The following is a 20,707-nucleotide window of genomic DNA, read 5'->3' as shown; positions in this document are numbered from 1 at the left end:
CAGGGCTGGTATGCATCCACCACTGGTATTTCATCCAATTTATAGTCAGTTAGACTTACCGCATCGTCATCGCTTTCCAATCGAAAAGTATCAAGGTATAAAAGATGCGCTAGTTGCCAAAGGCGTGAGCGAGCAACAGTTTCACACGCCTGAACCATTGCAAGAAGATGTCCTCAAGGAAGTCTATGACCCTCAGTACATCACTGATTTGTGCAAAGGTAGCTTGGACGCCAAAGCAATGCGGCGGATTGGTTTCCCGTGGTCTAAACAGCTGATACAGCGTACGCTTACTGCCGCTTCTGGCACGGTGCTTACAGCAGAACTTGCGATTAAACATGGCGTAGCGCTTAACCTAACAGGGGGTTACCATCATGCTTTTGCCAACTTTGGCTCCGGATTTTGCATGGTAAATGACCTCTACCTAGCCGCGCTTAATATGCTAAGTCACGACGATATTGATAAAGTTCTCATTTTTGATTGCGACGTCCATCAAGGAGACGGCACCGCTAAGCTTGCAGCTAACAATGCAGCAGTTTATACCGTATCCATCCATGGAGAAAAAAATTTCCCCTACCGTAAACAGCTTTCGGATTTAGACTTCTCGTTAGAGAAACATAGTCAAGATGCACACTACCTTGAAACGGTTGAACAGGCACTGGATATGGCCTTAGCTTATGCTCAGCCAGATGCGGTTATCTACGATGCCGGTGTAGACATCCACATAAATGATGACTTAGGCCACTTGGATATTACAACTGAAGGTGTCTTTAAACGCGATACTCTTGTGTTTGAACACTGCAAAGCAAACAGTTTACCCGTTGCTGCGGTAATAGGCGGCGGCTATCAGCGAAACATTGCTGCGCTGGTTGATGTGCATTTGCAGTTGTTCAAAGCTGCCGGTGTGTATTGATTCAATCGACTCCTAACAAGTGCAAACGAATCTAATCATTTTGATTGCATACTGATTATTTAGCCAGTACAATCTGTACATATGAACAGTATTAAAAGAAATCATCATGACCATCGTATCTACTCATGCACTTCTCGAACAGCATTTAGATAATATTTCTTTATCGCAGCGAGAGCGACTAGCCTTTATTGACTTCAATCTGCAATTTTTTGGCAAGATTTCGCGCAATGATCTGATCTCTCGATTCAAAACCGGACTTGCTGCAAGCACGCGAGACTTTGCCGCATATAAAGAGTTAGCAGAAAACAATTTAGTCCTTGATCATTCTACTAAGCAATATTTCCGCACAGAACAATTCAAAGCACTTTTTTCGTTCAGCGCTGATGCAATATTGCAGTCGGTCAGTAAAGGATTCAGTGATGGTATTACCAATGATATTCAACCATCAGCTCATTGCTTTGAAGCAGTGCAGCTTATCCATCCAGACATCAACATAATTGCAACGCTTATGCGCGCAATTCACAATCAGCAAGCTTGTATCGTAAAATATGTGTCAGTCAGTTCTGGGGAAAGCCAGCGGCGGTTAGTTCCTCATGCGATCATTAATAATGGCCACCGTTGGCACGTGAGAGCTTACGACGGCAAATCGAAGTCTTTTCGCGATTTTGTATGCACCCGGTTTAGCGAAGTGTCCGAATTAGGCGCAGTTAGCGAAGCGAATGAGCTTGCAAGCGCTGACTCTCAGTTTAATCGCTTCGTTGATGTAGTCCTCGTTCCTCACCCAAGCATAGCGAACTCCCGTGCTATCGAGATGGACTATGCCATGGACAATGGCAAGAAAATAATGCGGGTGCGCTGCGCACTTGCGGCATACATCCTCAGGCAGTGGCAAGTCGACTGCTCTGCTGATGCCAGAATACTGAATCAGGGTTGCCAACTTGCCTTACAAAACATTGAAATATTGCAAGACATTGAAAACCCTCAATTAGTGCCAGGGTATCGATAATTATCTTTCAACTTTTCACTTTTTTAACAAATTAAACTGAACCTGATTTCAAAGCTTAGGTCTTAAATCAGTCAATTCACCAACGGAATGTGCGCATGTCAGAAACAATAGAACGCCTCGATGTCGGAACGCAAAAGTTTAATGAAGCACTTATCAAGATGGCTGTACTTCTGTATCAAATTGACGGAAAAATCACCTTAACCGAGCAAGACTACTTTGACGCACTCACAGAATCACTTGAGTGGAGAAGCGGTATAGTGTTGCCCGCTTTTATTAATCAAGCCATTCATCAAGCGCGTGAAGCAATTTCACAAGACCGCGCGAGAGAGTTTTTGCGCGAGCTTGGTGGTCAACTCAACTTAAATCCAGCGAAAGCATTCGAAGTCGCAATGGATATTACTGCCGTTGATGGCAAGCGCAGCGACGAAGAGTTAGAGCTTTTATCTCTGCTATCCAACCGAGTACTAGCAAAAGGTCTCGTCGCTTAAAACACGCGTGAGTATTATGTGACTTTTTGCCTATGGTGATTTTCAACACCATGCTGTTATGCTGTGCGAATGGAACAATCCAGCGCACCACACATTTTGAAAAACCCAATACCAAAAATACTACTGAATTATCTCAGTATAGATAAACTGTCAGTCATTATTACATGGACGGTTGTCGCTAGTATGAGCATTCATGTAATGCTAAAAAACAACTTTTCATTGGTGCACTTAAGCCTTGCCATAGGCTTATACGTCTGTTTTATCGTGTTTTGGCTGAGCCTTGCTCGCGACGCTTCCTTTCAGCGAGACAGGCAAACTCGCCTGGTCTTACTCATCACGCTGATAGGTATTGTACTATCAATTTTCTTCACGGTTCCGCTAAGTTTTAATAGCATCTTAATGGGGATTGTAGGAGGAACACTTCCCTATTTTGTTCGAATAAAACCAGCTCTGATGATTGGCTCAGCGCTGTCATTACCGCTTTATTTTGTATTTACGTTTTATTGGGGAAACGACGCTATGTTTCTCAGTGCAATGCTTTTTTGGACCTTCAACGTTTTCGCGATTGTGATGGTCAGCGCGACTTTGAATGAAAAAAGGGAAAGAGAAAGCTCAGAGGAAGCAAACCGGCAACTAGTGAGCACTCAAGCACTGCTGGCCGAAGCAAGCAAACAAAGTGAGCGTGTGCGTATTGCTCGTAATATTCATGATCTATTGGGCCATCACCTAACCGCCCTGACGATTAATTTGCAGATCGCACAACATAAGAGCTCTGGCGAAGTAAAAGAGAATATAGAACAGTGTCACGCGCTTGCAAAGCTTCTGTTAAGCGATGTTCGAGAAGCCGTAAGTGACATTCGTGATAAAAGCCAAGTAGATTTACGCAGCGCAATCAATAGTATCGCAGAGCAACTCCCAGCGTTAAATATCGATTTAACGCTGGACGAAGACTTACTTATTGATGATATTCAAATTGCCGATGCAATTGTAAGATGCATACAAGAATCGGTGACTAATACACTTAAACACTCAAGAGCTTCAAAACTAAGTGTCACGATTCGACAAACGAAGGCTAAAATCAAAATGAACATTCAAAGCGACGGAGACATGCCAAAAGAGCTTAAGCTTGGCAATGGCTTAAAGGGCATGCAAGAACGAATTGAGCTGCTAAAAGGCAGTATTGAGTTTGCCATGGATTCGCGTTCGCTTAATACCTACGTTCAAATTCCCTTCGAATCTGGCAAGCTCGCATGATCAAAGTCATGCTTGTGGACGATCAAACGCTTGTGCTGCAAGGAATAAAAAGTCTATTGTCGCTTTCTGACAAGGTCGAAGTGGTCGCTGAGGCGCAAAACGGTGCAAAGGCGCTGGAAATATTGTCTTTACGAGCTGATATTGATATCGTTTTGATGGATATCCGCATGCCAATAAAGTCAGGCATTGAAGCGCTTGGTGAATTACCCGCCGAGCATAGCGTACCTGTGATCATGCTAACAACATTCGATGATCATGAATCTGTCATGCAAGCCATAAAAGCTGGCGCCAAAGGTTATTTACTCAAAGATGTATCGCTGGACACATTAGTAGCAAGCATTGAGACGGTTTATCAGGGTAATACGCTTATACAGCCTGCTATCACTGAAAGCCTGATTGAAGGCGTCACCGGGAAATCGGTCAACTTTGAAGCTGCACCCATCCCGGCCCCCTTAAGTAAGCGCGAGACTGAGATTCTTCGTCTGATGGCGGCAGGTTGCAGTAACAAAGAAATGGCAGATAGCCTTTTTCGTTCAGAGGGAACCATTAAAAATCAGGTGTCTAGTATCCTCAGTAAACTAGGCGTAAGAGATAGAACCAGGGCGGTGTTAAAAGCATTAGAACTCAGCATAATCTAAACATCTTCAGCTAGCTGTGCTCTTGCTAAGGACTTGCCTTATACACTGTGTGATGCTCTGTACCGACAAATCTTCTTTTGGTAATACGTACTGTATATTTTGAGAAATAAGCAACTCATCAATGTCATGTTGCTCAAGTCCAGTTACCATAACAAGCGGCATATCTAGACCTTCCTTCAGCATTAATTTGTATAAGTCGGTACCCAGTTCATTATCCAAATAGTAATCACATAAACAGATACTAATGCTTTGCTTGCGTGCAATATCAAGCGCTTGTGATATGGACTTAGCCATGAAAATGCGCAGCTCAGCAATATTTAGCTTAGCTGAATTAAGCGCTGAACATTCTACGCGCGACAAATAATGCCCCATGAGCTTTAGTTCAATATCGCCATCGTCGACAACAAGGATGCTGCACACATTATTGTTTGCCTGGCTCATACTATCCTTTAGGTCCAATCCACTGAACGCGATACAAATCTCGCCGCTTATCAAGATAATTGCGCACAGACCCTTCGTTTTGAAGCTGGACAAGCTTATCTAAGTCTAAATCCACTATTAACATCATTTCAGTGTTCGGCGTAGTTTCAGAGACAATGGCATCGTGGGGAAAGGCGAAGTCAGAAGGAGAAAAAACCGCTGTTTGTCCGTACTGGATATCCACATTATCGACCTTAGGTAAGTTGCCCACACTCCCAGCAATGGCCACATAGCATTCATTTTCAATCGCCCTAGCTTGAGCACATCGACGAACGCGTAAATAGCCATTCTTGGTGTCGGTCCAAAAAGGAACGCATAATATCTGAATTTCCTCTTCAGAAAGCAAGCGAGCCAATTCTGGAAATTCCACATCGTAGCAAATCAAAATACCTATCTTGCCAAAATCTGTTTCAAACGCGGTGAGTCTATCTCCACCCTTCATCAACCAGCCGTTTTTTTCATAAGGGGTGGGATGAAGCTTATATTGACTCTCTACCCTGCCGTCGCGATGGCACAAATAAGCGACGTTATATAGCTCATCGTCTTCTATTAACGGCATGGAGCCGGCAACAATATTGATATTGTACGAAATGGCCAGTTCGGAAATGGCGTTGAGTAACTCTTCTGTGTAGGTGGCTAAATGCCAAATCGCGTCGATGGGCGCGTCTGATTCGCTCAATCCCATCAGCGGTGCGTTATAAAACTCTGGCAGTACAGCTAGGTCACACTTATAGTCAGACAAAGCATCCACAAAGTACTCTACTTGCTGCAACAGCTCACTCACATCATCGAAGTAACGCATTTGCCATTGCACCAGCCCTATCCTCGCACTGGAAAATTTACTTGCGAGCAGTGACGGTTGGTCGGCGTCGTAATACATATTGTGCCACTGAAGCAGGGTCGCATATCCCAATGAAGATTTGTCCTCCGGAAGATAGGCCTTTAGGACCTGTTTCACTTCAAATCCATGGTTCATTTGGAATGACAAAGTAGGGTCATAGATTTCTTTGCTTTTTACCTGTTCTATGTACTCATACGGCGTCATCTTTTGCGCATATTTTGAATAATTGGGAATGCGCCCACCTGCCATAATACTTTTTAAATTTAGATTGCGGCAAAGCTCTTTGCGCGCTTCATATAAACGGCGACCAAGCCGTAAACCTCTATAATTTGGACTAACAAAAAAATCGACGCCGTAAAGTACGTCTCCTTTTGGATCATGTGTAGTGATATAAGCATCGCCGGTAATTTCTTCATAGGTATGCTTATCACCAAATTTGTCGTAATCGACAATGACGCTAAAGGCAGCAGCAACGATTTGCCCCTTATCTTCAATACAAATTTGACCGTCTGCAAAGGTAGAAATTTGCGCTTGATAACGCTTTTTTGTGAATGCACCGCCATCATCTTTGTACACCACTTCCATAAGCGATTTTATTGCTTCAAAATCGTCCATAGTGAGGTGGCGTAATTCAAAATGGTGCTCTGTTTCTTCTATTTGGTTAGCGGGTCTGTCTTCAGTCAAATGAATTACCCTTTGATAGTATGGCCTCGTATCGCGGCACTCGTTTTTCTTTTTGGGCTTCAAGCGCCTCAAAAATATCAGGCATTTGGAACATGCCAGATTGCCAAGTTGCCATGTAATTTAAGCTCTCTTGCACGCTATGATCTCTCGCATAATTCAGCATTTCTTTGGTACCTGCAACCGCCATCGGTGAATTCATCGCAATGGATTTTGCAATGCGCATAACGCCCTCAAGCATTGCTTCTTCGTTTTCAAATACTTGATTAACAAAGCCCTGAGCCAATGCTTCGTCTGCATGCCAATTGCGGCCGGTAAAAGCCAGCTCTTTTACTAGGCCTGCAGGGATAAGTTTGGGCAAACGTTGCAATGTGCCCACGTCTGCTGTCATACCAATTTGTGTTTCTTTTATACAAAAGAACGCGTCTTTGGTGCAGTATCGGCAGTCAGCTGCGCTAATCATATCTACCGCTCCACCAATGGCTCCACCTTGTATTGCAACTAATACAGGCATTCTGGCACGCTCTAAGGAACTAAATGAGTCTTGCAAAGATAAAACGCTTCGGCGCATTTTCTCGGCTCGCCGCGCAGGCTCACCTTTGAATCTCTTGGCCATCTCTGTAAATACAGACAGATCCATGCCTGCGCTGAAGTGCTTTCCGGTGCTGCTGATCACAACAACTCTTACATCGCCAGTTTCGTCAAGCCTATCAACCAATGCGGGTAGTTCTCGCCAGAACTCCGGGATCATGGAATTAAGGGCATCAGGTCTAGATAATTGAATGTGAGCTATACCTAATTCAACTGAAACTTTAAAACAGGAATAGGTATCGCTCATTTGAGCATCTTGCGTATTTGTTTGCGCTGACATTTACAGCCCCTCTTGATAATCCGCGATGATAAAGTCATCGTGTGATGACCTTGGCTCGCAAAGTGTTGCGCTAGCTTACCTAAAAATGCAAAAGATAGTAAGATGGCTATCGCAATCTTGGCATTAGGGACTGAGCCTTACTAATTCAAAGCTTCATACCCCAGTAATTCAATATCAGGTGTCAGATAGCCTGACTTGATGGGTTCCTGTTGAGTTAAGTCCGTCGACAGATACTTTTTGTTGTCGTCGCAAAATATTGTCGCTACGGTGCTGTTGCCGTCTAAAGACTCTTGTACTTTTAGCGCTGCAAGCAAATTAGCACCCGACGATATACCCACCCCGAGACCTAACTCACGAGCAAGCATTTGCGACATTATAATGCCGTCCCCATCATTAACTGAAATTATCTCATCGAGCGTCGATAAATTCACTATATCGGGGATAAAGTCATCCGATACGCCTTGAATACGGTGTGAGCCCACTTTATAGCCTGTTGACAAGGTGGGCGATTCAGCCGGCTGCATCGGAAAACACTTGGCTTCAGGGCATAGCTGTGAAAAAGCAAAGCTAACCCCCATAATAGTGCCTCCGGTGCCAACACCCGCTACAAATGCGTCAGGGGTTTTATTGATTTGCAAAAGTTGTTGGATTATCTCGGGGCCAGTCCCTATTCTGTGCGCCATCGCATTGTTTTGGTTGGAAAACTGATGGGTCAAAAAGACATTTTGATACTGCGTAGCATAGTCATTGGCTTGGTCAATTGCGCCCAGAAATCCCCCCCCTTGACGACTCACTAGATGCAAGTCGGCGCCAAATGACCGCAAAAGATTTTGTCGTTCAACACTCATCCAGTCTGGCATAAAAATTTTAACTCGATGTCCAAGTGCTTTTCCAAGCGCTGCCATCGCGATACCTGCATTGCCGCTGGTTGCCTCTACTATGGTATCAGCCGGCTTTAAGGCATGGCTAACATAGGCTTCACGTAAGATGTTTAACGCCATTCTGTCTTTGATTGAGCCGGTTAGGTTGTAATACTCTGCTTTGGCATATACTACACGTAGTTCACCTTTATAGCGCAGGTGCACCGCTAACATCGGGGTATTTCCAATCAGCTTTTCTAGATGCGAAAATCGTTGCTTTATCTTATGAGCAAGCTCTGGCTCGTTATTCACAGACTGGGTGTCGTCACGCGTTGACGAAAAATCTGACGCAAAACCATCTTTTTTTGATTCAGATACGGTATTAGAGTGCTTCAACATAAACTTTTACTCGCCAAGACAAATTGAATTGCACAAAAGTCTACGTTTGAGCCTACCTAAACTCAATTAAGTAAATTGCTAATTTACGCGCTATAATAATTAAAAAATTCGAATAAACTTATAATTATGGTAAATCTTGATTACATTGACAGAGAAATACTAAAAAGCCTTCAAAAAGATGCAGGCGTATCCTTGGAAATGCTTGCGGGGCAGTTGTCTATTTCAACGAACACCTGTTGGCGCCGAGTAAAACGTTTGGAAGAGTCTGGATTGATCAAGGCTCGTGTGGCTTTAGTTGACGCAGAAAAGCTGGGGATGTCACTAACTGTATATGTGGCGATAAAGACCAATGACCATTCCAAACAATGGTATGAACGCTTTGCCAAGCAAGTGAATCAAATAGAGCAAGTGGTGGAATTTTACCGCATGGCAGGCGATGTTGATTATGTGTTGAAAGTTACCTGCTCGTCAGTACACGATTATGACCATGTATACAAAAAACTCATCTGTGATGTAGATATTGCAGATGTCAGCGCAAGCTTTGCAATGGAGTGTTTAAAATACACCACTGAAGTTCCAATTAAAGCACGTGCCAATTGAAAAAATAGAGTCAGCCAGTAAGCCGGGTTCTGTGTTCTTTTGCAAGAATAGCAATCATTCCTCTAGGCCAACAATCGCTCATTGGCTCAAGCAACCTACCCGTTCCCAACGCGGGCCGCGCCATTCGGGAACCTATTTGGTCTTGCTCCGAGTGGAGTTTACCTTGCCGTATACTGTTACCAGCAACGCGGTGCGCTCTTACCGCACCCTTTCACCCTTACCTATACGAATACAGGCGGTCTTCTCTCTGCTGCACTGGTCGTCGGCTCACGCCGCCCAGATGTTATCTGGCACCCTGCCCTGTGGAGCCCGGACTTTCCTCCCCCTATCTTGGTTTGCAACAAAAGTTGCTCACTAATTTAGGCAGCGACTGCCTTGGCTGACTCTAAGGATGAGTATATCGCATTAGCGTAATAAAAAAGAGCCAATTGGCTCTTTTTTCATATATTCACGTTGATTAATAGCACTGTGATTTACACAGCAATTAAACATTTGCATTGTGATAGATATTTTGCACATCTTCGCAGTCTTCGAGCATATCCATAAACTTTTCAAACGTAGGCATATCTTCTTCGTTGATGTCTTTGGTGTCTTGAGGCACCCAGCTAATTTCTTCCACATCAAACTCGATGCCGTCAAAGCTTTCATTAAGCGCCGTTTTCGCTTTAAAGAACTCAGTGTGCGGCACAAGTGCCGTCACCATGCCATCATCCACTTCAACGTCGTGGATATCGACATCGGCTTCCATTAACGCTTCCAACACAACTTCGTCGTCATCCCCCTTGAAGGTGAAGATAGCTAGGTGATCAAACATAAAAGCGGCTGAATTCTGAGCGCCCAGCTTACTGTCTGTTTTGGTGAAGCAATTTCGAACATCGGTAATGGTGCGATTCACGTTATCAGTCAAGCAATCCACGATGACCATGCAGCCACCAGGGCCGAATCCTTCGTAACGCGCAGGCGCAAAGTCCTCTCCACCGCCACCTGCGGCTTTGTCGATGGCCTTTTCGATAACATGAGCAGGAACTTGGTCTTTTTTCGCTTTTTCGATCAAACGTTTTAATGACAAATTGGCAACAGGATCTGTTCCACCATTTTTGGCGACTACATAAATTTCTTTTCCATATTTCGAGTAGACTTTTGTTTTCTGTGCCGCTGTTTTTGCCATTGCGACTTTTCTTACTTCAAATTTTCTTCCCATGTTTCTCTCATTCTTTTTGTATTGTGCAAGTCGCTCGCCTGCTGGCGAATCGTATACCTTAACATTCCTTGTATTATGCCAGATGCGGCTGCGCGAGATAAGTTCTAGATTGCATTTCTTGCAAACGGCTAAGGCATCTTTGGAATTCAAAGCTCAAGCGACCGTCTGAATATAGTGAATCGAGCGCGACCTCACTGGACATGATGAGCTTTACCTTTCGCTCATAAAATTCATCTACCATAGCAATAAATCTGCGGGCAATGTCGTCCATGTTTGCGCCCATTTGCTCAACATTGGCAAGCAAAACGGTGTTGTATTCCTTACTTAATTCGATGTAATCAGATTGACTTCTAGGTCCATCGCACAATGCTCTAAACTCAAACATAATGACGCTTTCAGCTTTTCTTAATACCGGTATATCGCGCCCTTCAATCTCCACACTGCAATTTTGTGTGCCTTTCTCGGCACTTAATTGATCAAAATATCGCTCTAGATTCTTTTGCGCTTCATCGTCGAGGGGATAGTGATATATTTCGGCTTTTTCTAAAGTACGCAGACGATAGTCATTGCCACTATCGACGTTCACAACACGGGTATTCTCGTTAATAAGCTCGATTGCGGGTAAAAATCGCGCGCGCTGTAGGCCATTTTTGTAAAGCTCATCAGGAATAATATTTGAGGTCGCCACCAGCACAATACCATGCGAAAATAAAGCCTCCATGAGCGTGCCCAATATCATCGCATCGGTGATATCCGATACAAAAAATTCATCGAAACAAATAATGCGAGTTTCTCCCGCAATTTTTTTAGCAATGATTTGCAAGGGGTCGGACTTACCGTCAAGAAGCTTTAGCTCTTTATGCACACGCTGCATAAATCGGTGGAAATGCACCCGCATTTTTTCTTTAAAAGGCAAACATTCATAAAATGTATCGACTAAATACGTTTTCCCGCGTCCTACGCCACCGTAAAAGTAGATCCCCTGAATACTTGGCTTTTTAAGACCTTTGCCAAATTTCTGAGCCAGTTTAACTCGCCATTTGAGTTTTTTCTTTGGCTGGGTTAACTCGTCAAATAAACGTTGAAGTTCCTTTACTGCATTTTCTTGCGCTTCATCGTATTGAAATTCGATAAGCGTCAGATCATCCTGATATTTTTCCCACGGTGTCATTGGAAATGAAAGGCCTTAACTACTAGAGCGCGTTGTTAACAGATGGGCGATTATAGCGCCTATGCTCATTTTTACGCAATAAACCCTTGCAAGCTTCAGATGAATGTTCAATGATCAAGGAAAGGCGTTTCCAAGAGGAAGAAAAATGGATTTACTGAGTATTGTTTTAGGTATCATCATTGGCTTATCGGTTGGCTCCATCGTGGCTTGGAATTTAAGCGCGGCCTCATCCAAAAAAAAGAGCTCACAGTTATCTCGCTCAGAGCAAGAGCTTAAAGTGATGCTTTCTCAACAAGCTCAACACCATTTAGATTCGACCCGCGAGGCTATTGAAGCGATTCAACTTCGTCTCGATCAAGTCACACAAAATATGCAGCATTACGAAGCATCTTTACAGCTTGGTGAAGACGAAACACAAGGCACAAGCTTTTTTGGTGAACACGCAAGCTTGTTTTTGCGTAATAACAAAACAACCAAAATAAGCGGCGACCGTAATAAAATTGGTGATGCACCGCCACGGGATTTTGCAAATAAAAGTTCCGGACTGTTTGTGGGCAATGTTGCAGAGGACGAATCTGCAAATAAATAACTTGTATTGTGAACTATTGCCCCTAAATCTAAGTCACTAATGGGTATTTTTTTAGGATTTTTTAGGAGTGATGCAATACATGAAGCAATTCATACGCCGTAGCCTTATCGGCATCAGTACCGTCCTTTTCGTATTTATGAGTGCAGCCAGCACGCAGGCTGCCATTCCATTTTTTAACGACGATGAAGTGCCCTCTCTAGCGCCAATGCTGGAAGAGACCACTCCTGCAATTGTTAGTATTGCGGTAGAGGGGACGCAAACATCGCGTCAACAAGTGCCCGAAATGTTTCGATATTTCTTCGGCAATCCGCGTCAGCAGCCGCAAGAAAGACCGTTTCGCGGTTTAGGCTCTGGCGTAATTATTGATGCTGAGCTTGGCTACGTGGTAACCAACAATCACGTTGTTGACAATGCAGATAAAATTAAAGTGAAGCTGACCGATGGGCGTGAGTTTGACGCCGAAAAGCTCGGCGCGGACGCACAAAGCGATATTGCTTTGTTAAAAATTGACCCTGAAAACTTGACCGAAGTGCAGCTAGCCAACTCAGATCAGCTGCGAGTGGGCGATTTCGTTATTGCTATCGGTAATCCTTTCGGCTTGAGTCAAACTGTGACCTCCGGCATCGTAAGCGCTTTAGGGCGTTCAGGCCTGAATATTGGCGGCTATGAAGATTTCATCCAAACCGACGCAGCGATTAACCGAGGTAACTCTGGCGGCGCATTGGTAAATCTGCGCGGAGAACTAGTGGGCATAAATACTGCTATATTCGGACCAAACGGCGGCAACGTGGGTATCGGGTTCGCAATACCTAGCAATATGATGAAAAGTTTGGTTGACCAAATCGCAGAATTTGGTGAAGTACGCCGCGGTCTATTAGGGATCTTGGGCAATGATGTCGATGCTGGGCTAGCAGAGGCATTGAATTCCTCGGCAAATAAAGGTGCTTTTGTTAATGAGGTTCAAGCGGACTCCGCAGCTGATCTTGCTGGCATTCAGTCAGGCGATATTATTACTGCAATCAACGGAAATGAACTCCATAGCTTTAATGAGCTTCGCGCAAAAATAGCGAGCTTAGGCGCGGGTGCTGAGGTTGAGCTGACGATTATTCGAAATGGTGAAAATCGAAAAGTAGACGTTGTTTTAGGTGCAGCTGAGGCGCTCACTGAAGCAGCCGAGGAAATTCATCCAGCATTAGAAGGCGCAACCTTCACCACTGGCGTGGATAGGAACTCTAACGATGCGGTGGAAGTAAACGAAGTTATAGAAGGCTCACCCGCCGCAAGAATAGGTCTGCAAACAGACGATGTTATCGTTGGCGTTAACAGACAACGAATTTCTAGCGTTGCGCAGATGAGCGAAAGAATAAAAGAAGCCAATGGCGTCATTGCTTTAAACGTCCAGCGCGGTAATAGTAATTTATTCGTTATTATTCGCTAGCGGGACCTTGTTCAGGTGGTTTTCTTTAAATGATAATCACAAACAGCTAAGCATTCGGGCATTATCAACGCCGTCAATTTAAGCTTGACGGCGTTTTTGTTAGCGCTTATCGCTAGCTTTAACTCGACTTTGCAGTGACATCACCTCAGGATTTGCTATGATCCAGTGAGATAAGCTTTTTTGCAGAAATAATGAATATAGTTAGCCGAATCACAATTGCATTACTGAAACCCATTATGTTGGGCGTGGTGGTTGCGAGCATACTTTTATTATTTTTTCCCGAGTTCAGGCAAGGTGCCGGACTCAACATCAATATATTTAAGCCTAGCGAAGCCATACCACAACGCGTTAGTTATTACGACGCCCTCGCTAAAAGCGCACCTGCCGTCGTCAATATTTACAGCATCAGCTTGGATAACCGTAATCGCATCTTTCGTAACCGAGCCCCCTTTGAGCGTACTTCATTAGGATCGGGCGTCATAATGAGCGATGACGGTTATTTATTGACCTGTTATCACGTCATTCAGAACGCAGATAGCATTTATGTTGCCCTTCAAGATAGGCGTCTAGTACAAGCTCAACTTATTGGTTTTGACGAAATAACAGATTTGGCTGTGCTGCGTGTTTTTGCGGAAGACTTGGCCGTTATCCCACAAATGGAAAACCCTGATTTGCGGGTTGGAGATGTCGTTATGGCAATTGGCAATCCGCTAGATTTAGGCCAGACGATAACCTCCGGTATTGTCAGTCGCACAGGTCGCGATGGTTTTGCAAATTTCTTTGATTTTATTCAAACCGATGCTGTGTTAAACCAAGGGAACTCAGGTGGTGCGCTAGTAGACAGCAATGGTTACTTAGTCGGTATTACCAATGCTAACTTTAAAACGCTCGATAATCGTCGCAGAGTGACTAATGTGGATGGCGTGAACTTTGCTGTTCCTTATACACTTGCTCGCAAAGTAATGGAGCAGGTGATTTCCGATGGTAAGGTGACGCGCGGGCAGCTCGGCTTTTCAGGGACCGAATTGGAAGACGGAGCAGGCATAATAGTTGATCGTGTTCTCGCCGATAGTCCTGCTGCTGCAGCCGGTTTGCAAGTAAATGATGTTTTGCTCTCAGTTGATGGTATTGAAGTTGCAGATGCTGCAAGTACACTTGATATGATAGCAGAAACCGAACCTGGCACTGAAATGACACTGGTCGTTACGCGAGACGAAAGGACTATCTCAATGACGGTTCAAGTAGGCGAGTTTGACGTGGGTTCACTCGCGAGAAGTTGATTTCAGTACTTAGACTAAAACCTCAGTCACACTAAACTTATTCGCACTCTCGCGCAATAATGCCGCCCAAACCACTTAGCTTTTTCTCAATATTTTCATAGCCTCGATCCAAGTGGTAAATGCGATTCACTGTGGTTGTACCTTCAGCAATCAGCCCGGCGATAACCAAACTTGCCGATGCTCGAAGATCAGTTGCCATAACCTGCGCGCCGCGAAGCGCCGAAGAGCCTTCGGTTAAGGCATTGTTCCCCTCTAAATCAATACTTGCGCCCATTCTCTGCAGCTCAGGCACATGCATGAAACGGTTCTCAAAGATAGTCTCTGAAATCACGCCAGAGCCGGCAGCAACACAGTTAAGGGTAACGAACTGTGCCTGCATATCGGTGGGGAAACCTGGGTGCGGCATGGTCTTTAACGACACCGCTTTTGGTTGCGCGCCATGCATATCTAGCTCAATCCAGTCGTCACCCGTTTTAATATCTGCGCCAGATTGCTCAAGTTTGCTTAGCACCGCATCGAGGGTGTGAGGAGCTGCATTTTCACAACGCACTTTTCCTCTCGATATAGCCGCAGCGACTAGAAACGTACCTGTCTCAATACGGTCGGGCAGAATACTATATTCGCAGCCATGTAGGGCCTCAACGCCGACTATATGAATATTATCTGTGCCCGCGCCGCTCACCTTTGCACCCATCGCGTTAAGGCAATTCGCCAAATCGACAATTTCAGGTTCTCGAGCCGCATTCTCTATAACCGTTTCGCCCTGCGCAAGCGCAGCAGCCATCATGAGGTTCTCAGTTGCTCCCACGCTCACTATATCCATAAAGATGCGAGCGCCTTGAAGACGCCCGTTAACTGACGCACGAATATACCCTTCCTCGACGTCAATCTTTGCCCCCATTTTCTCTAGACCATTTAGGTGCAAATTGACAGGTCGAGCGCCAATCGCACATCCACCGGGCAAAGACACATTGGCTCGTCCATATTTAGCAAGCAGCGGACCGAGTACCAAAATTGAAGCGCGCATTGTGCTTACTAGCTCATAAGAAGCCGTTACACTTTCCAGAGAACTCGCATTAATCTCCACCGAGTTTGCCGTAATTTGGTTAGTCGTCGCGCCAAAATCCTTTAGCAATAACAGGGTTGTGTTGATGTCGCGCAGGTTTGGAACATTTGTGTATGTACACGCAGAATCAGCAAGAAGGCTTGATATTAGAACAGGTAAGGCAGCATTCTTTGCGCCCGATATAATTACTGTGCCTGAAAGCGGCGGACTTTTCTTTATTATTAGTTTATCCACGAAGTGCTTTACCTTGTCGTATTATTGATTGAAAACTTTTTCTTTTTGCCACTGAGCGTGGGAAAAGGTTTTTATAGATAGCGCATGAATAGTGCCATCTGCAATCTTTTCAGACAAGGGGGCGGAAATAGTTTGTTGACGTTTAACTCGGCTCATCGTCTCAAATTGATCATCAATGGCGATAACCTGATAGTGGCTTCCTTCGCTTTTTACAATCACTTCGGATATGCCAGTTGCTTCGCGGATTAAATTCGAAATATCTTCGTCTGTCATATTTTTCCTGAATCAGTTGGAGTTAAAAGCCGTTGCGCATTGCTCAGGCGCGCCAAGTCAAGCACTTCATTCGGAATGTTTATTACTTTGAGTTGTTTTGAGTCTTTTGAGAAATCGCGTATCGCATTAATAAGCCAAGCGAGACCAGCGGTGTCTGTTCGTTCTACCTTGGACAAATCAATTTGAATCTGCTGCGCTTGGCGAAGCCTTTTGTTTGCGCCATTATCCAGTAATTCCAATAGATTTTGTGTCAATGAGTCTCTATCTAGTGTGCCCGACGGGCAAACGACCGGACATTCTGCATCATCGAAGTTTATGTTGATGTTCACTTACTCACTCACTGCTGGTTCTGAAGGCTCATCATCAATTCTAATTGGCTCGTCTATGCTCTCGCGCATCAAGGTGATAACCTGCTGGATACCATCTTTGCGCAATATAGCCTCAAATTCGCTTTGTTTGCTAGATAATAAGCTTATCCCTTCCGCAATCATATCGTAGGCTTGCCATTCACCGCTGCGACGATCTTTTCTAACTTTAAAGGCAACTTTGATGTCTGGTCTAGCGCCATCTTTAATCACAGCCCTAACGGTTACGTCGGTTCTGTCTTCATAACCACGCATAGGCTCAAACTCTACGACTTGGTTGTCATAATACCCCATTGCAACTGCATAACTTGTGATCAAATATTGTCTAAATACTGTGATAAATTCCAAAAGGTCTTTTTTCTCAAGTCCACGTGCGTACTTTCCTAATACTTTATATGCAGAAAAGCGGTAATCGATGTAGGGCAGCAATTCTTCCTCCATGATCACGCGAAGTACTTCTGGATCTGATTCAATAGCAGATTGCTCCGCTTTTATTCGCGCAAATGTATTTGTAGCAACCTCCTGCACCATCAAATAAGGGTCCTCTTTATCCACTTTCACTCGTTGCTGAGCGTTTGCCGAGAAGTGAATCATGCAGCCCAATACAACGACCAAACTGATGCTTGAATATTGAGTTATCTGTCGTAAAAGTGTTATTACGTATCTCATAAATTATTCATTTCCTTGATTGAATAAAAACTGACCTATCAAATCTTCCAGCACCAATGCTGATTTGGTATCAAAGATTTCCTCACCATCTGTTAAATAAGGGCAATCTTCGTATGGCGCGAGCTCGCAGACTTTGTCTTCCTCAATTATCTCTTGGTCCTCAGGAAATATAAATCCTGGCTGTAAACCGATAAACTGCTCTCCAAGCAAACCCGAAGTCAAAATCGAAAGGCTGCTTGTGTCGGGAAATGTCTGCGCATATTCAGCAGATATTGCTAGTTCGACCATGGGAACCAAGTCTTGTTCATTCAAATAAATGCGCTCTACCCGTCCTACAACTACTCCGCCCACTTTTACCGAAGAACGAGCTTTTAGACCGCCAATGTTATCGAAGCGAGCATTAAGTGTGTATGTGTCACCGCTACCAGCCATGCCTTGGTTTGCGACCTTTAGCGCTAAAAGCAACGTTGCCGCAATTGCCATCGCAACAAATACACCCACCATTAATTCCGTTCGTCTGCCCATTATTGCCATTCCTAGTTTTTCTATTGTTTAGTTAATGCCGAACATAAGTGCTGTTAAGACAAAGTCTAAGCCCAAAATTGACAGCGAAGAAAAGACAACCGTTTCAGTTGTCGCTTTGCTTATTCCTTCAGAGGTAGGAATACACGCATACCCTTTGTACAATGCAATCCATACCACTACTAGCGCGAACACAAGACTTTTAATGACACCATTGACAACATCTTCGTTCCATTCAACGGTAGATTGCATAACTGACCAATAACTGCCCGAATCAACGCCTAACCAATCCACTCCAACTAAATGCCCCCCCAAAATACCGACCGCTGAAAAAATAACGGCTAGCATTGGCATGCTGATCACACCAGCCCAAAAGCGAGGTGAAATAACACGACGCAGCGGGTCAACCGCCATCATCTCTAATGAACTCAGCTGCTCAGTCGCCTTCATCAAACCAATTTCCGCGGTGAGCGCGCTACCTGCTCTACCAGCAAATAATAAAGCCGTAACGACCGGACCAAGCTCGCGAAGAATCGAAAGCGCTACCATTGGACCTAAGCTACCTTCTGCGCCATAGTTGACTAAAATTGTGTAACCTTGAAGCGCCATCACCATGCCAATAAACAGACCCGACACGATGATTATTAATAATGATTGAACACCCACGACGTACATTTGTTGGATGGTCAAATAAACATTTTTCAATTTGGGGATCGCAAACAGAGCACCAAAGAGCATGATACTTGAGCCACCAATGGCGGTGACTTTATCAATTGTGCTGCGGCCTAAGCTCTGAAGAAAGTTCATGAGTCCACCTCTAGCATACTCTGGGCAAAGTCTTTCGCCGGGAAGTGGAATGGAACAGGGCCATCTGCATCTCCGTTTAAAAATTGTTGCACGAGTTCAGAGTTAGAATGCTTGATTTCTTCTGGCGTACCCTCACCAATAATTTTCTTGTTCGCCAAGATGTACACATAATCTGCGATGGTTAATACCTCACTTACATCGTGAGTCACCACAATTGACGTCAGGTTGAGGGCTTTATTGAGTGAGCGGATCAGCGCAACTAAAACGCCCATCGAAATAGGGTCTTGTCCCGCAAAAGGTTCATCGTACATGATTAACTCAGGGTCTAAAGCAATCGCTCTAGCGAGAGCTGCACGCCTTGCCATGCCGCCAGACAATTCGCTTGGCTGCAAACCAGCGGCACCGCGTAATCCAACCGCCTCAAGCTTTAGCATGACAATCGTTCGGATGATATCTTCATCCAACTTAGTGTGTTCACGCAGTGGAAACGCAACGTTGTCAAACACGGAAATATTGGTAAACAAAGCGCCGCTTTGAAATAACATGCTCATTTTGCGACGCATTTCATACAAGCGATTACGGGATACTTGGTGAACGTTCTCCCCTTGAAAAAGCACATTTCCTGAATCAGGTCGAAGTTGTCCACCAATAAGCTTAAGCAGTGTAGTTTTACCAATACCGCTTGGACCCATTATGGCGGTAATCTTGCCACGCTCAACTTCGAGCGATATATCTTCGTATATCACTCGGTCTCCGCGACTAAAACGCATACTGTCAATTGAAACGATATTATTTTGCATTGGCTTTTTAAAATGAGCGCCTGCTCTAAATCCTTGTAATTATAGTCTTTACCTGCACACTAAGCGCAGTGATCATTAAATTTCCGTAAGGTCTTGGTATACCAGAGCAACAGTAACGAGAATTACGCGAGCCCCATAAGTAGGTATATTTTAGTCCTTTTCAAGGCGCGGTGCTGTATAAAAACTGTAAATAATGATCTATTTTGTTGTTATACCTTATTTGAAAACACATAATTGTGATTTCTTCACACCAAAACGTTACAATTTGCGTCAGTTTTCGCGCGGTTTTTCTATAGAAGAAGTTTGTGCTAATAAATTTAATTATTTTTGTTGTTGGACTTGTAGTCTTGAGTTGGAGTGCAGATAGATTCGTATACGGCGCATCTGCACTTGCGAAAAATATCGGCGTTTCTCCAATGATGATTGGGCTCACTATTGTTGCGATGGGAAGTTCAGCGCCTGAAATTGTGGTCGCAGCAACCGCTTCACTCTCGGGCAACAGTGATACAGCGGTAGGAAATGCGCTTGGTTCAAATATTACCAACATTGCTCTGGTATTAGGTATTACCGCCCTGATAAAGCCTTTACTGGTGTCATCCTCAACGCTAAAGCGTGAGCTACCAGTCATGCTGATCATATCCTTGCTCGCAGTCTATTTTATCGACGATAGTTTTTTATCTCGTATTGAAGGTATAGTACTCATCACCTTGTTCGTTTTAGTTATCGCAGGCATGGCGGTGCTGTCCTTCAAAGTCGATAAAGATGATCCACTCATATCTGAAACTGAAACCGAAATCCCTTCAGATGTGAGCACAGGTGTTGCCGTTTTATGGGTGATTGTGGGTTTAGTGTTATTGCCCTTAAGCGCAAATTTTTTAGTCGATTCTGCGGTAGAGATTGCTAGATATTTTGGTATTAGTGAATTGGTTATTGGGCTCACCATTATAGCAATTGGTACCAGTCTTCCTGAGTTAGCAGCCAGTATCGCTGGTGTTATGAAGGGTGAAGATGATTTAGCGCTAGGCAATATCATTGGCTCAAACATTTTTAATTTACTCGCCGTACTAGCAATGCCAGGTCTCATTAACCCTGGTATTCTTGACGAGAATGCAGCAAGTCGAGACGCACTTGTGATGCTCGGCTTGAGTGTGCTGTTATTTGTATTCTGCTTTAATATTCGTGGCACCCGAAAAATATCTCGCCTAGAGGGAGGGATATTTTTACTCATCTTTATCGCCTATCAAATCTGGCTGTTCGCATAGAT

23 protein-coding genes and 1 other RNA gene are annotated in these 20,707 nt (G+C 44.3%); 10 read left to right on the top strand and 14 right to left on the bottom strand.

The window, feature by feature from the left end:
- The first annotated feature begins 10 nt into the window (after positions 1 to 10).
- The 5 genes from PN836_RS17290 to PN836_RS17270 all read left to right on the top strand — a co-directional run bounded on the left by PN836_RS17290 (position 11) and on the right by PN836_RS17270 (position 4,296).
- Positions 11 to 910: a histone deacetylase gene (locus PN836_RS17290; RefSeq protein ID WP_395340672.1), complete on the top strand. Its 900-nt coding sequence runs from the start codon at positions 11 to 13 to the stop codon at positions 908 to 910.
- 106 nt (positions 911 to 1,016) lie between these two features.
- A complete protein-coding gene (locus PN836_RS17285) occupies positions 1,017 to 1,916 on the top strand; it encodes a WYL domain-containing protein (protein ID WP_395340667.1) in 900 nt (299 codons plus the stop codon).
- Positions 1,917 to 2,011: 95 nt separating this feature from the next.
- The gene (locus PN836_RS17280; protein WP_395340665.1) at positions 2,012 to 2,404 is read left to right on the top strand and encodes a TerB family tellurite resistance protein; all 393 of its coding nucleotides are present in this window, start codon (positions 2,012 to 2,014) and stop codon (positions 2,402 to 2,404) included.
- 69 nt (positions 2,405 to 2,473) lie between these two features.
- Complete coding sequence (locus PN836_RS17275) at positions 2,474 to 3,658, top strand: sensor histidine kinase (protein ID WP_395340663.1); 1,185 nt, start codon at positions 2,474 to 2,476, stop codon at positions 3,656 to 3,658.
- Positions 3,655 to 4,296 (top strand): response regulator, encoded by a 642-nt coding sequence (locus tag PN836_RS17270; protein WP_395340660.1) that lies wholly within the window; start codon positions 3,655 to 3,657, stop codon positions 4,294 to 4,296. Before PN836_RS17275 ends, PN836_RS17270 begins: the two co-directional genes overlap by 4 nt.
- A gap of 6 nt (positions 4,297 to 4,302) precedes the next feature.
- Here the strand turns inward: PN836_RS17270 and PN836_RS17265 are convergent, their stop codons facing one another.
- From PN836_RS17265 to PN836_RS17250, 4 genes are all read right to left on the bottom strand, one after another.
- Entirely contained in the window at positions 4,303 to 4,737 is a 435-nt protein-coding gene (locus tag PN836_RS17265; protein ID WP_395340658.1) for a response regulator, read from the bottom strand.
- 1 nt (position 4,738) lies between these two features.
- Positions 4,739 to 6,232 (bottom strand): carbon-nitrogen hydrolase family protein, encoded by a 1,494-nt coding sequence (locus tag PN836_RS17260; protein WP_395345726.1) that lies wholly within the window; start codon positions 6,230 to 6,232, stop codon positions 4,739 to 4,741.
- Positions 6,233 to 6,293: 61 nt separating this feature from the next.
- Entirely contained in the window at positions 6,294 to 7,136 is an 843-nt protein-coding gene (locus PN836_RS17255) for a crotonase/enoyl-CoA hydratase family protein (protein WP_395345724.1), read from the bottom strand.
- A gap of 173 nt (positions 7,137 to 7,309) precedes the next feature.
- Positions 7,310 to 8,428, bottom strand: coding sequence for a PLP-dependent cysteine synthase family protein (locus PN836_RS17250; RefSeq protein WP_395340656.1), 1,119 nt, complete (start codon positions 8,426 to 8,428; stop codon positions 7,310 to 7,312).
- Positions 8,429 to 8,554: 126 nt separating this feature from the next.
- On the opposite strand from PN836_RS17250, the gene PN836_RS17245 reads away from it, so the two are divergent.
- Entirely contained in the window at positions 8,555 to 9,028 is a 474-nt protein-coding gene (locus tag PN836_RS17245) for an Lrp/AsnC family transcriptional regulator (protein ID WP_395340655.1), read from the top strand.
- Positions 9,029 to 9,030: 2 nt separating this feature from the next.
- Here PN836_RS17245 and rnpB read toward each other — a convergent pair.
- From rnpB to zapE, 3 genes are all read right to left on the bottom strand, one after another.
- Positions 9,031 to 9,415, bottom strand: an RNA gene (rnpB, locus tag PN836_RS17240) — RNase P RNA component class A.
- A 97-nt stretch (positions 9,416 to 9,512) separates the two neighbouring features.
- The gene (locus PN836_RS17235) at positions 9,513 to 10,229 is read right to left on the bottom strand and encodes a YebC/PmpR family DNA-binding transcriptional regulator (protein ID WP_395340652.1); all 717 of its coding nucleotides are present in this window, start codon (positions 10,227 to 10,229) and stop codon (positions 9,513 to 9,515) included.
- Positions 10,230 to 10,302: 73 nt separating this feature from the next.
- On the bottom strand, positions 10,303 to 11,400 hold the full coding sequence (zapE, locus tag PN836_RS17230; protein WP_395340650.1) for a cell division protein ZapE: 1,098 nt from the start codon (positions 11,398 to 11,400) through the stop codon (positions 10,303 to 10,305).
- A 103-nt stretch (positions 11,401 to 11,503) separates the two neighbouring features.
- Here zapE and PN836_RS17225 point away from each other — a divergent pair, with 103 nt between their 5' ends.
- From PN836_RS17225 to PN836_RS17215, 3 genes are all read left to right on the top strand, one after another.
- A complete protein-coding gene (locus PN836_RS17225) occupies positions 11,504 to 11,989 on the top strand; it encodes a ZapG family protein (protein WP_395340648.1) in 486 nt (161 codons plus the stop codon).
- Between the two features lie 136 nt (positions 11,990 to 12,125).
- The gene (locus PN836_RS17220) at positions 12,126 to 13,427 is read left to right on the top strand and encodes a DegQ family serine endoprotease (RefSeq protein WP_395345723.1); all 1,302 of its coding nucleotides are present in this window, start codon (positions 12,126 to 12,128) and stop codon (positions 13,425 to 13,427) included.
- A 191-nt stretch (positions 13,428 to 13,618) separates the two neighbouring features.
- Positions 13,619 to 14,707, top strand: a complete 1,089-nt coding sequence (locus tag PN836_RS17215) for a trypsin-like peptidase domain-containing protein (RefSeq protein ID WP_395340645.1) — start codon at positions 13,619 to 13,621, stop codon at positions 14,705 to 14,707.
- Between the two features lie 37 nt (positions 14,708 to 14,744).
- Here PN836_RS17215 and murA read toward each other — a convergent pair whose 3' ends face one another.
- Genes murA through PN836_RS17180 form a run of 7 tightly spaced genes read right to left on the bottom strand, consistent with a single transcriptional unit; the run spans position 14,745 to position 19,443 of the window.
- The gene (gene murA, locus PN836_RS17210) at positions 14,745 to 16,007 is read right to left on the bottom strand and encodes a UDP-N-acetylglucosamine 1-carboxyvinyltransferase (protein ID WP_395340643.1); all 1,263 of its coding nucleotides are present in this window, start codon (positions 16,005 to 16,007) and stop codon (positions 14,745 to 14,747) included.
- Between the two features lie 21 nt (positions 16,008 to 16,028).
- Positions 16,029 to 16,280: a BolA family protein gene (locus tag PN836_RS17205; RefSeq protein WP_395340641.1), complete on the bottom strand. Its 252-nt coding sequence runs from the start codon at positions 16,278 to 16,280 to the stop codon at positions 16,029 to 16,031.
- Positions 16,277 to 16,609, bottom strand: a complete 333-nt coding sequence (locus PN836_RS17200; RefSeq protein ID WP_395340639.1) for an STAS domain-containing protein — start codon at positions 16,607 to 16,609, stop codon at positions 16,277 to 16,279. The genes PN836_RS17205 and PN836_RS17200 overlap by 4 nt, the downstream gene beginning before the upstream one ends.
- Positions 16,610 to 17,314 (bottom strand): MlaC/ttg2D family ABC transporter substrate-binding protein, encoded by a 705-nt coding sequence (locus tag PN836_RS17195; RefSeq protein WP_395340637.1) that lies wholly within the window; start codon positions 17,312 to 17,314, stop codon positions 16,610 to 16,612. It lies immediately after the preceding gene.
- Positions 17,315 to 17,317: 3 nt separating this feature from the next.
- On the bottom strand, positions 17,318 to 17,839 hold the full coding sequence (gene mlaD / locus PN836_RS17190) for an outer membrane lipid asymmetry maintenance protein MlaD (RefSeq protein ID WP_395340635.1): 522 nt from the start codon (positions 17,837 to 17,839) through the stop codon (positions 17,318 to 17,320).
- 27 nt (positions 17,840 to 17,866) lie between these two features.
- The gene (gene mlaE, locus PN836_RS17185; protein ID WP_395340633.1) at positions 17,867 to 18,643 is read right to left on the bottom strand and encodes a lipid asymmetry maintenance ABC transporter permease subunit MlaE; all 777 of its coding nucleotides are present in this window, start codon (positions 18,641 to 18,643) and stop codon (positions 17,867 to 17,869) included.
- Positions 18,640 to 19,443 carry an ATP-binding cassette domain-containing protein gene (locus tag PN836_RS17180; protein WP_395340632.1) on the bottom strand — a complete coding sequence of 268 codons (804 nt, stop codon included), beginning with the start codon at positions 19,441 to 19,443 and terminating at the stop codon, positions 18,640 to 18,642. Before PN836_RS17180 ends, mlaE begins: the two co-directional genes overlap by 4 nt.
- Positions 19,444 to 19,748: 305 nt before the next feature.
- Here PN836_RS17180 and PN836_RS17175 point away from each other — a divergent pair, with 305 nt between their 5' ends.
- Positions 19,749 to 20,705: a calcium/sodium antiporter gene (locus tag PN836_RS17175; RefSeq protein WP_395340630.1), complete on the top strand. Its 957-nt coding sequence runs from the start codon at positions 19,749 to 19,751 to the stop codon at positions 20,703 to 20,705.
- The last annotated feature ends 2 nt before the right edge of the window (positions 20,706 to 20,707 follow it).

The organism is Ningiella algicola, assembly GCF_028401415.2.
Lineage (GTDB): Bacteria > Pseudomonadota > Gammaproteobacteria > Enterobacterales > Alteromonadaceae > Glaciecola.
Note: the sequence above shows the minus strand (reverse complement) of the source record. Positions and strands in the feature narration are given on the sequence as shown.

What these genes read in the sequence shown, in the direction of transcription:
- mlaD (WP_395340635.1), bottom strand. Translation starts at nt 17,839, where the DNA reads ATGGGCAGACGAACGGAATTAATGGTGGGTGTATTTGTTGCGATGGCA.
- PN836_RS17180 (WP_395340632.1), bottom strand. Translation starts at nt 19,443, where the DNA reads ATGCAAAATAATATCGTTTCAATTGACAGTATGCGTTTTAGTCGCGGA.
- PN836_RS17255 (WP_395345724.1), bottom strand. Translation starts at nt 7,136, where the DNA reads ATGAGCGATACCTATTCCTGTTTTAAAGTTTCAGTTGAATTAGGTATA.
- PN836_RS17260 (WP_395345726.1), bottom strand. Translation starts at nt 6,232, where the DNA reads ATGGACGATTTTGAAGCAATAAAATCGCTTATGGAAGTGGTGTACAAA.
- PN836_RS17205 (WP_395340641.1), bottom strand. Translation starts at nt 16,280, where the DNA reads ATGACAGACGAAGATATTTCGAATTTAATCCGCGAAGCAACTGGCATA.
- PN836_RS17280 (WP_395340665.1), top strand. Translation starts at nt 2,012, where the DNA reads ATGTCAGAAACAATAGAACGCCTCGATGTCGGAACGCAAAAGTTTAAT.
- PN836_RS17275 (WP_395340663.1), top strand. Translation starts at nt 2,474, where the DNA reads ATGGAACAATCCAGCGCACCACACATTTTGAAAAACCCAATACCAAAA.
- PN836_RS17195 (WP_395340637.1), bottom strand. Translation starts at nt 17,314, where the DNA reads ATGAGATACGTAATAACACTTTTACGACAGATAACTCAATATTCAAGC.
- PN836_RS17250 (WP_395340656.1), bottom strand. Translation starts at nt 8,428, where the DNA reads ATGTTGAAGCACTCTAATACCGTATCTGAATCAAAAAAAGATGGTTTT.
- PN836_RS17270 (WP_395340660.1), top strand. Translation starts at nt 3,655, where the DNA reads ATGATCAAAGTCATGCTTGTGGACGATCAAACGCTTGTGCTGCAAGGA.
- zapE (WP_395340650.1), bottom strand. Translation starts at nt 11,400, where the DNA reads ATGACACCGTGGGAAAAATATCAGGATGATCTGACGCTTATCGAATTT.
- PN836_RS17220 (WP_395345723.1), top strand. Translation starts at nt 12,126, where the DNA reads ATGAGTGCAGCCAGCACGCAGGCTGCCATTCCATTTTTTAACGACGAT.
- PN836_RS17235 (WP_395340652.1), bottom strand. Translation starts at nt 10,229, where the DNA reads ATGGGAAGAAAATTTGAAGTAAGAAAAGTCGCAATGGCAAAAACAGCG.
- mlaE (WP_395340633.1), bottom strand. Translation starts at nt 18,643, where the DNA reads ATGAACTTTCTTCAGAGCTTAGGCCGCAGCACAATTGATAAAGTCACC.
- PN836_RS17245 (WP_395340655.1), top strand. Translation starts at nt 8,555, where the DNA reads ATGGTAAATCTTGATTACATTGACAGAGAAATACTAAAAAGCCTTCAA.
- PN836_RS17265 (WP_395340658.1), bottom strand. Translation starts at nt 4,737, where the DNA reads ATGAGCCAGGCAAACAATAATGTGTGCAGCATCCTTGTTGTCGACGAT.
- PN836_RS17290 (WP_395340672.1), top strand. Translation starts at nt 11, where the DNA reads ATGCATCCACCACTGGTATTTCATCCAATTTATAGTCAGTTAGACTTA.
- PN836_RS17225 (WP_395340648.1), top strand. Translation starts at nt 11,504, where the DNA reads ATGTTCAATGATCAAGGAAAGGCGTTTCCAAGAGGAAGAAAAATGGAT.
- PN836_RS17215 (WP_395340645.1), top strand. Translation starts at nt 13,619, where the DNA reads ATGAATATAGTTAGCCGAATCACAATTGCATTACTGAAACCCATTATG.
- PN836_RS17285 (WP_395340667.1), top strand. Translation starts at nt 1,017, where the DNA reads ATGACCATCGTATCTACTCATGCACTTCTCGAACAGCATTTAGATAAT.